Origin of the sequence: Mycobacterium sp. (genome assembly GCF_049280035.1) — a bacterium.
Lineage (GTDB): Bacteria > Actinomycetota > Actinomycetes > Mycobacteriales > Mycobacteriaceae > Mycobacterium.
The window spans coordinates 1-2,798 of sequence record NZ_JBAPPI010000881.1 but is presented as its reverse complement, the minus strand read 5'-3'; the positions used below and the strand labels follow the sequence as shown (position 1 = coordinate 2,798).

General features: G+C 66.8%; 3 protein-coding genes and 1 pseudogene. 2 read left to right on the top strand and 2 right to left on the bottom strand.

Annotation, left to right across the window (positions count from 1 at the left end):
* Both WAN71_RS27990 and WAN71_RS27985 read right to left on the bottom strand, forming a co-directional pair.
* A pseudogene (locus WAN71_RS27990) lies at positions 1 to 568 on the bottom strand (NADPH-dependent 2,4-dienoyl-CoA reductase); the annotation flags it as partial.
* Entirely contained in the window at positions 565 to 1,122 is a 558-nt protein-coding gene (locus WAN71_RS27985; RefSeq protein WP_422228438.1) for a PadR family transcriptional regulator, read from the bottom strand. The pseudogene WAN71_RS27990 and the gene WAN71_RS27985, both read right to left, overlap by 4 nt.
* Before the next feature lie 185 nt (positions 1,123 to 1,307).
* Here WAN71_RS27985 and fdxA point away from each other — a divergent pair, with 185 nt between their 5' ends.
* The gene (gene fdxA / locus WAN71_RS27980; protein ID WP_422228437.1) at positions 1,308 to 1,634 is read left to right on the top strand and encodes a ferredoxin; all 327 of its coding nucleotides are present in this window, start codon (positions 1,308 to 1,310) and stop codon (positions 1,632 to 1,634) included.
* Between the two features lie 56 nt (positions 1,635 to 1,690).
* Positions 1,691 to 2,776 (top strand): succinyldiaminopimelate transaminase, encoded by a 1,086-nt coding sequence (gene dapC / locus WAN71_RS27975; protein WP_422228436.1) that lies wholly within the window; start codon positions 1,691 to 1,693, stop codon positions 2,774 to 2,776.
* Positions 2,777 to 2,798: the final 22 nt, after the last annotated feature.

The window sequence follows — 2,798 nt, the reverse complement described above, 5'->3', positions numbered from 1 at the left end:
TCTCCGGTGTGCCGCCCCACGCGTCGTTGCGCTTGTTGGTACCCGGCGCCAGGAATTGGTTGATCAAATACCCTTCGCTGCCCATGATTTCGACGCCGTCGTAGCCGGCCTCGCGGGCGAGCTGCGCGCAGCGCACGAAGTCGTCGATCGTGCTGTGCACCCCGCGCGACGAGAGCCGACGCGGGCGAAACGGGTTGATCGGCGCCTTGATCGACGACGCGCTTACCGAAAGCGGGTGGTACGCATAACGTCCGGCGTGCAAGATCTGCAGCAAAATCTTGCCACTCGCGTCGTGGACCGCGCTGGTGATGCGACGATGCCGGCGCGCCTGCGCGGAGGAAACCAGCTCCGAGGCCAACGGCAGCAACCAACCGGTCCGGTTCGGCGCGTAGCCACCGGTGATGATCAGTCCGACACCGCCGCGGGCGCGCTCGGCGAAATACTCGGCCAGCCGGTCGACATGGTATGCACGGTCCTCCAGACCGGTGTGCATCGAACCCATGATCACCCTGTTACGCAGCGTGGTGAATCCGAGGTCCAACGGGGACAACAGGTTTGGATAGGTCATGCAGGCTCCTGTAATGCTGCGGCCACCTCGTCGAGCCAGTCGATCGTGCTCTCCTCGGCGCGGATGCCGCCGCGCAGCACCAAATATTGATGTAGCCCGCTGCCGCGCAGTGCCGACGGGTCGGGGAACTGTTTCTTCTCAAATCCGCGGTAGGTGTCCAACAGCCGGGCACGCTCGGCGCGCAGCGCACAAATCTGCGTGCGCAGCGCAGCCGGGTCGCCGTAGGCGGCGCCGCGTAGTTTGACGGCCACATCGCGGGTGCGGGTGTCGCTGAGCGCTCCGCCACGTCCGGTTAGCGGCTCGGCTATCCATTGGGCCAGTTCGGCGCGGCCGGCGTCGGAGACGGTGTAGACCTTCTTGTCCGGCCGGCCGCGCTGGACGACGAGCGTCGCTGAGACCCAGCCGTCGTCTTCCATCGCCCGCAGCGTTCGGTAGATCTGCTGATGGGTGGCGCTCCAGAAGTAGCCGATGGAACGGTCGAATCGGTGTGCCAGTTCGTAGCCGGAGCCGGACTGCTCGCACAACGACACCAAGATCGCGTGGGGTAGAGCCACGGGCGCAGCATAAGGACAGCGGCCAATGCTATGCAACTAGTTGCACTGCACCAGCGCGCATAGCTGGCCGGTGCTTGATTTGTATATGCAACGTCTAGTATCAGTAATCAACGGATCTGCATCGCCGGGAAGCGAAACCCGGTGAAGCGAACAGCCACATTGAGCAGCACATGGAGGAGACCTTCGTGACGTACACGATCGCCGAACCCTGCGTCGACATCAAGGACAAGGCATGTATCGAGGAATGCCCGGTCGACTGCATCTACGAGGGGGCTCGGATGCTGTACATACACCCCGACGAATGCGTGGACTGCGGTGCCTGCGAGCCGGTCTGCCCGGTCGAGGCGATCTACTACGAAGACGACGTGCCCGATCAGTGGAATCAGTACACGCAGATCAACGCAGACTTCTTCGCCGAACTCGGATCGCCCGGTGGCGCGGCCAAGGTCGGCATGACCGAGCACGACCCGCAGGTCGTCAAAGATCTGCCGCCCCAAGGTGAGGGCGACTGAGCAGCCTGGTGAACCGCCGACTGGGGGCACCTCCCGCTTGCGGGGGACGGTCGGCCGTGTCAGCTCGGTTGCCTGTGTTCCCCTGGGACACCCTGGCTGACGCGACAGCGCTGGCCACGTCGCACCCGGACGGCATCGTCGACCTATCGGTTGGCACGCCTGTCGATCCGGTTGCGCCGGTGATCCGCGACGCGCTAGCCGCAGCCAGCGCCGCACCCGGCTACCCCACCACTGCGGGCACCCCGGAGTTTCGCCAGTCGGCTGTCGCCGCGCTAGAGCGTCGTTACGGCGTCACCGCATTGACCGAGGCGGCGGTGCTGCCGGTGATCGGCACCAAGGAACTCATCGCGTGGCTGCCGACGCTGCTGGCCTTGGGCGCCGATGACCTGGTCGTGGTGCCCGAGTTGGCCTATCCCACCTACGACGTGGGCGCGCGACTGGCTGGAACTCGGGTGCTCTACGCCGATTCGCTGACCCAGCTCGGTCCGCAGGCGCCGGCGTTGGTCTATGTGAACTCGCCAAGCAATCCGACCGGGCAGGTCCTCGGTGTCGACCATTTGCGCAAGGTCGTCGGCTGGGCCCGCGAGCGCGGCGGGGTGGTGGCGTCCGACGAGTGCTACCTGGGCCTGGGCTGGGACGCCGAACCGCTGTCGGTCCTGCATCCCGCGGTGTGCGACGGCGACCACACCGGCCTGCTGGCGGTGCACTCGCTGTCCAAGAGCTCTTCGCTGGCCGGCTACCGGGCCGGCTTCGTCGCCGGGGACCAAACCGTGGTCGCCGAGCTGCTGGCGGTGCGCAAACACGCCGGGATGATGGTGCCGACACCGGTGCAGGCGGCCATGGTCGCCGCCCTGGACGACGATCCCCACGAGCGCCAGCAGCGCGACCGCTACCGCCGACGCCGCGACGTGTTGCTTCCGGCGTTCCGGTCGGCCGGTTTCGCCGTCGACCACTCCGAGGCCGGGCTTTATCTATGGGTTACCCGCGGTGAGGCATGCCGCGACACCGTCACCTGGCTGGCGCAGCGCGGCATCCTGGCGGCGCCCGGCGAGTTCTACGGCGCACGCGGCGCCCGGCATGTCCGGGTCGCGTTGACCGCCACCGACGAGCGGATTGCCGCGGCGGCCGACCGCCTTGGCTAATGTCGAGTGGCCACTTACGGCA